This window comes from Amycolatopsis suaedae (genome assembly GCF_004214935.1).
Lineage (GTDB): Bacteria > Actinomycetota > Actinomycetes > Mycobacteriales > Pseudonocardiaceae > Amycolatopsis > Amycolatopsis suaedae.
Genome location: NZ_SFCC01000015.1, coordinates 222,060 through 228,438 on the forward strand (window position 1 = coordinate 222,060; position 6,379 = coordinate 228,438).

At 68.2% G+C, this 6,379-nt stretch carries 6 protein-coding genes; all 6 read left to right on the top strand.

Annotated features, from left to right (window positions below; all coding sequences use genetic code 11):
- Positions 1-6: 6 nt before the first annotated feature.
- The 6 genes from EWH70_RS27765 to EWH70_RS27790 all read left to right on the top strand — a co-directional run bounded on the left by EWH70_RS27765 (position 7) and on the right by EWH70_RS27790 (position 5,816).
- Entirely contained in the window at positions 7-825 is an 819-nt protein-coding gene (locus EWH70_RS27765) for a F0F1 ATP synthase subunit delta (RefSeq protein WP_130478465.1), read from the top strand.
- A gap of 51 nt (positions 826-876) precedes the next feature.
- Positions 877-2,517 carry a F0F1 ATP synthase subunit alpha gene (atpA, locus tag EWH70_RS27770; protein ID WP_130478466.1) on the top strand — a complete coding sequence of 547 codons (1,641 nt, stop codon included), beginning with the start codon at positions 877-879 and terminating at the stop codon, positions 2,515-2,517.
- Positions 2,518-2,529: 12 nt separating this feature from the next.
- The gene (locus tag EWH70_RS27775) at positions 2,530-3,459 is read left to right on the top strand and encodes a F0F1 ATP synthase subunit gamma (RefSeq protein WP_130478467.1); all 930 of its coding nucleotides are present in this window, start codon (positions 2,530-2,532) and stop codon (positions 3,457-3,459) included.
- A gap of 2 nt (positions 3,460-3,461) precedes the next feature.
- Positions 3,462-4,883, top strand: coding sequence for a F0F1 ATP synthase subunit beta (gene atpD / locus EWH70_RS27780; RefSeq protein WP_130478468.1), 1,422 nt, complete (start codon positions 3,462-3,464; stop codon positions 4,881-4,883).
- A gap of 111 nt (positions 4,884-4,994) precedes the next feature.
- Entirely contained in the window at positions 4,995-5,360 is a 366-nt protein-coding gene (locus tag EWH70_RS27785) for a F0F1 ATP synthase subunit epsilon (protein WP_130478469.1), read from the top strand.
- Positions 5,361-5,381: 21 nt separating this feature from the next.
- The gene (locus EWH70_RS27790) at positions 5,382-5,816 is read left to right on the top strand and encodes a DUF2550 domain-containing protein (RefSeq protein ID WP_130478470.1); all 435 of its coding nucleotides are present in this window, start codon (positions 5,382-5,384) and stop codon (positions 5,814-5,816) included.
- Positions 5,817-6,379 lie beyond the last annotated feature (563 nt).

A 6,379-nucleotide genomic window follows, 5' to 3' on the forward strand; every position in this document is an offset into this window, starting at 1 on the left:
AGGTACATGACGCTGCATGCTGCGAGCCGGGAGGCTCTAGGCCTCGCCGAGACCCGTCTCGGCGAGGTCGTCGGCGAGGCGGGCACCGACCCGTCAGCCGTCGGCGAGGAGCTGCTCGCCGTGGTCACGCTGCTCGACTCCGAGGTCGGCCTGCGCCGTGCCCTCGCGGACGGCACCTCCGACCCGCAGGCCCGCACGCGGATGCTGCGTGGGCTGCTGGACGGCAAGGTGAGTGAACCGTCGCTGCGGGTGCTCGACGCCGTGGTCGGCAACCGCTGGTCCAGCCCGCGTGAGCTGGTCGACGGCCTCGAGTCGCTCGGCCGGTCGGCGCTGCTGAGCAGTGCCGAACGCGCGGGCAAGATCGACGAGGTCGAGCGCCAGCTGTTCCGCCTGGCCCGCATCGTGGTCGGGAGCAGGGAGCTGGACCGGGCGCTGTCCGACCAGGCCGCCCCCGCGGAGGCCAAGCGCACCCTGGTGCGCACGCTGTTCGCCAGCAAGGTCGACCCGGTGGTGCAGATCCTGGTCGAGCAGGTCGTGCAGCGGCTGCGTGGCCGTGGCATCGGCAAGGCGCTGGACGGGCTGGTCGCGCTGGCCGCGCAGCGTCGTGAGCGCTCGGTGGCGCAGGTGACCAGCGCCAGCCCGCTGTCCGACGAGCAGCGGCAGCAACTGTCCGACAAGCTGCGGCAGATCTACGGGCGGCCCATCGCGTTGCACGTGGAGATCGACGCGGCACTCGGTGGCGGCCTGATCATCAAGGTCGGCGACGAGGTCATCGACGGCAGCGCGTCCGGCCGCTTGGCCGCGTTGCGCCGGCAGCTGGCCTGATCCACACAAGACTCAACCACTGGCAAGAAGAGAAGCGAGAGCGGGAACGACATGGCGGAGCTGACGATCTCCTCGGACGAGATCCGCAGTGCGATCGAGAACTACGTCTCCAGTTACGCCCCGGAAGTGAGCCGGGAAGAGGTCGGCACTGTCATCGACACCGGTGACGGCGTCGCCCACGTCGAGGGGCTGCCCTCGACCATGGCCAACGAGCTGCTGGAGTTCCCCGGCGGCGTCCTGGGTGTGGCCCGGAACCTCGAACCGCGCCAGATCGGTGTGGTCATCCTGGGTAACTACGAGACCATCCAGGAAGGCCAGGAGGTCAAGCGCACCGGCCGCGTGCTGTCGGCCCCGGTGGGCGACAACTTCCTCGGCCGCGTGATCAACCCGCTCGGCCAGCCGCTGGACGGCCTCGGCGAGATCGAGGCCGACGAGTCCCGCGCACTGGAGCTGCAGGCCGCGTCCGTGGTGCAGCGGCAGCCGGTGTCCGAGCCGCTGCAGACCGGCATCACCTCGATCGACGCCCAGACGCCGATCGGCCGTGGCCAGCGTCAGCTGATCATCGGTGACCGCAAGACCGGTAAGACCACGGTCTGCGTCGACACGATCATCAACCAGAAGCGCGCCTGGGAGTCCGGCGACCCGAAGCAGCAGGTTCGCTGCATCTACGTCGCGATCGGCCAGAAGGGTTCGACCATCGCCGGCGTGAAGAAGACGCTCGAGGACGCTGGCGCGATGGAGTACACCACCATCGTCGCCGCCCCGGCCTCCGACTCCGCGGGCTTCAAGTGGGTCGCCCCCTACACCGGTTCCGCGCTCGGTCAGCACTGGATGTACCAGGGCAAGCACGTCCTGATCGTCTTCGACGACCTGACCAAGCAGGCCGAGGCCTACCGCGCGCTGTCGCTGCTGCTGCGCCGCCCGCCGGGCCGCGAGGCGTTCCCCGGCGACGTCTTCTACTTGCACTCGCGGCTGCTGGAGCGGTGCGCGAAGCTGTCCGACGAGCTGGGTGGTGGCTCGCTGACCGGTCTGCCGGTCATCGAGACCAAGGCCAACGACATCTCGGCCTACATCCCCACCAACGTCATCTCGATCACCGACGGCCAGTGCTTCTTCCAGTCGGACCTGTTCAACTCGGGTCAGCGACCGGCGGTCGACGTGACCACCTCGGTGTCCCGAGTCGGTGGTGACGCGCAGATCAAGGCCATGAAGACGGTCTCCGGCTCGCTGCGAATCGACCTGTCGCAGTACGAGGAGCTGAAGGCCTTCGCCGCCTTCGCCTCGGACCTCGACGCCGCGTCGAAGGCGCAGCTGGACCGCGGCGCCCGCCTGTACGAGCTGCTCAAGCAGCCGCAGAACTCGCCGATCCCGGTCGAGCAGCAGGTGGTCACGGTGTTCCTGGGCACCCGTGGTCACTTCGACGACGTGCCGATCGAGGACGTCGCACGGTTCAACTCGGAGCTGCTGGAGTCGATCCGGCACAAGCACGACGAGATCCTCGCCGACATCCGGGAGAACGGGAAGTGGAGCGACGAGCTGGCCGACAAGGTCGTCGCCGCCACCGCCGAGTTCAAGAAGGGCTTCACCACCTCCGAGGGCAAGACCCTGCAGGAGGCCGGCGCCGAGGCCATGGACGCCGACGAGGTCGGGCAGGAGACTGTCAAGGTCGCCAAGCCCGCCCCCAAGAAGTAACCGGGTAGCCACATGCAGCTGCGAGAACTCCGGCAGAAGGTCCGGTCGACGAAGTCGATCGGCAAGATCACCAAGGCCATGGAGCTCATCGCCACCTCGCGCATCAGCAAGGCGCAGGCCAGGGTGCAGGCTTCCCGGCCGTACGCCGAGGAGATCACCAACGTGCTCTCCGCGCTGGCCGGGGCGGCGTCGAACCTCAACGACCCGCTGCTGACCGAGCGGGCGAACCCCAAGCGGGCCGGTGTGCTGGTGGTGACCAGCGACAAGGGTCTGTCCGGCGGCTACAACACCAACGTGCTGCGGGCCACCGAGGAACTGCTGGCGCTGCTGCGCGAGCAGGGCAAGACCCCGGTGGTCTACGTCGTCGGCAGGAAGGGCGTGGACTACTACACCTTCCGGGGCCGGGACATCGCGGCGAGCTGGACCGGGTTCTCCCAGGTGCCCGGCTACGCGAACGCGGCGGAGATCGGTGAGACGGTCGTCGAGGCGTTCCTCGCGGGCGCCGACGACGACGGCGACAAGCCCGGTGCGGACGGTGTGCTCGGCGTGGACGAGCTGCACATCGTCTACACCGAGTTCAAGTCGATGCTCACGCAGACGCCGGTGGCCAAGCGTGTCGCACCGCTGGAGGTCGAGTACTCCGAGGAGGAGCCGACCACACTGCCGCCGAGTTACGAGTTCGAGCCGAGCGCGGACAAGCTGCTGTCCGCGCTGCTGCCGAAGTACATCAACACGCGGATCTTCGCGGCGTTGCTGGAGTCGGCGGCCTCCCAGCTGGCCGCGCAGCGGACGGCCATGAAGGCGGCCTCGGACAACGCCAAGGAACTGGTGGACACCTACAGCAGGTTGGCCAACCAGGCCCGGCAGGCCCAGATCACGCAGGAGATCAGTGAAATCGTCGGTGGCGCCAACGCGCTCGCTGCCGCAGGAACGGAAGACTGAAGATGACGAGTACTGAAGCCGCCAAGGGGCGCATCGTCTCGGTGACCGGCCCGGTCGTCGACGTCGAGTTCCCGCGCGGGGCCGTGCCCGACCAGTTCAACGCGCTCAAGGTCGACATCGAGTTCGAGCAGCTGCGCAAGACGGTGACCCTGGAGGTCGCTCACCACCTGGGCGACAACCTGGTCCGCACCATCTCCCTGCAGCCGGAGGACGGCCTGGTCCGCGGCGCCGAGGTCACCGACACCGGTGGCCCGATCTCGGTGCCGGTGGGCGACAAGGTCAAGGGGCACGTCTACAACGCGCTCGGCGAGTGCCTGGACGAGCCCGGCTACGGCGCCGACCTGGAGCGGTGGTCGATCCACCGCAAGCCGCCTGCGTTCGACCAGCTCGAGGGTCGCACCCAGATCCTGGAGACCGGCCTGAAGGTCATCGACCTGCTCACCCCGTACGTGCAGGGTGGCAAGATCGGCCTGTTCGGCGGTGCCGGTGTGGGCAAGACGGTGCTGATCAAGGAGATGATCACCCGTGTGGCCCGGAACTTCGGTGGTACCTCGGTGTTCGCCGGCGTCGGTGAGCGCACCCGTGAGGGCACGGACCTCTTCCTGGAGATGAGCGAGGACGGCGTCATCAACGACACCGCGCTCGTGTTCGGCCAGATGGACGAGCCGCCGGGTACTCGTATGCGGGTCGCCCTGTCGGCGCTGACCATGGCGGAGTACTTCCGCGACGTCCAGAACCAGGACGTGCTGCTGTTCATCGACAACATCTTCCGGTTCACCCAGGCCGGTTCCGAGGTGTCGACCCTGCTGGGCCGCATGCCTTCGGCGGTGGGTTACCAGCCGACGCTGGCCGACGAGATGGGTGAGCTGCAGGAGCGGATCACCTCGACCAAGGGCCGTTCGATCACCTCGATGCAGGCGATCTACGTGCCGGCGGACGACTACACCGACCCGGCCCCCGCCACCACGTTCGCCCACCTGGACGCCACCACCGAGCTTTCCCGGTCGGTGTTCCAGAAGGGCATCTTCCCGGCGGTGGACCCGCTGGCCTCCACCTCGACGATTCTCGACCCGGCGATCGTCGGCGAGAAGCACTACCAGGTGGCGTCCGCGGTCATCGCCATCCTGCAGAAGTACAAGGAACTGCAGGACATCATCGCCATCCTCGGTATGGACGAATTGTCCGAAGAGGACCGGCTGACGGTGCAGCGGGCCCGCCGGATCGAGCGGTACCTGTCGCAGAACATGCTGGTCGCCGAGACCTTCACCCAGATCCCCGGCTCCACGGTGCCGCTGGAGGAGACGGTCGAGGCGTTCGACAAGATCACCCAGGGCGAGTTCGACCACTACCCGGAGCAGGCGTTCCTGGGTATCGGTGGCCTCGAGGACCTGGAGAAGAAGTACAAGGAAATCACCAAGAAGTGATACCTGCGGACTGCGGGGCCAGGGTCCTCTTTGGACGCTGGCCCCGCCGTCTCGGTACCGGTCAATTGAACGGTTACACTTTGGGAAGCGCCCGAGCAGAAGGAGGCCCACGTGGCTGAGATGTCCGTCGAGCTGGTCGCCGTCGAGCGTCGTCTCTGGTCGGGCACGGCGACGTTCGTCGTCGCGCAGACCACCGAGGGTGAGATCGGTATCCTGCCTGGTCACGAGCCTGTACTCGGTCAGCTGGTCGAGGGCGGTGTCGTCAAGGTGAACACCACCGACGGCGAGACCTTCACCGCCGCGGTGCACGGCGGGTTCCTCTCGGTCACCGGCACCGGCGTCAGCATTCTGGCCGAGACGGCCGAACTCGCCGAGGAGATCGACGTCGCGGCCGCCCGCGCGGGGCTCCAGGCGGAGGACGAGGCAGAGCGCGCCCGGGCGAGCGCACGGCTACGGGCCGCTGGTCAGTCGGCCTGATCGACCGGACCGGGAGCCCGCGTGGACATCGTCGTCGTTGCCATCGGGGTCCTGGTCGCGTTCGTGGTGCTGGCCGTCTGGTACGGCCTGCGCTGGATGCGGATGCGTCGTGGCGGCGGCGTGAGCGTCGCGCTGCGCTGGCGGCCCGACAACGAGCGTGAGGGCTGGCACCTGGGCATCGGCCGCTACGAGGGACCGGAGTTCGCCTGGTACCGGGTGTGGAGCCTGCGGCTGGCCCCGGACCGGATCTATCACCGCGATGGCCTGGAGATCGTCGACCGCCGCGATCCGCAGGGGTCGGAGTCCTACGCCGTCCCGGCGGGCTCGACGGTGCTGCGCTGCGAGACCGAGCGCGGGGACCCGGTGGAGATCGCCATGGGCCCCGGCGCTCTCACCGGCTTCCTGTCCTGGCTGGAGTCCGCCCCGCCCGGCCGCCGCATCCGCCGCGCCGGCTGACGCCCCGCCTCCCGCGCGAGTCGTACGTTCTGACGCGCGAGTCGTACGTTCCCGCCCGCCTGGTCCCACTGTTCGGCACGCTGGTTCCAGGTCGTGAGACGCCGGCCTGGGTAAAAGCACGTGAAGGCCACCTTCACTACGTGAGACGTCAGGGTCCCGGCAATGTCGTGGGCGGCGACGGCCTGGGGCCGTCGGCAGGGGCGCTGTGGTTGCGTGTCGCGCAAGTATGGTGCCGTTGCTGGCGGCGAGCTGCGGGGGTGTTGTCTCGTTCGTGGTGGCTGGTGGGGTGGGTGTGCTGGCTGGTGCCGGTGTGGCAGGTGTGCCCGCCTGACGGGTTCGCGTCAGGTAGGTGAAGGCCACCTTCATTACGTCTGGCGGCAGGAACTCGGCCTTCACGCGATCCCAGGTGCCCCGCTGGCATCGCAGGCCACGGCAGCCCCACCAGCCACAGCCGTAAGGCAGCAAGGGAGCTTTACTACCCTTCTTCCTGGATCCACCGACGATGATGACGAATTGATCGTGTCGTAGACACGCAGATGCCCTCTGACCTGGGATTGTTGTTC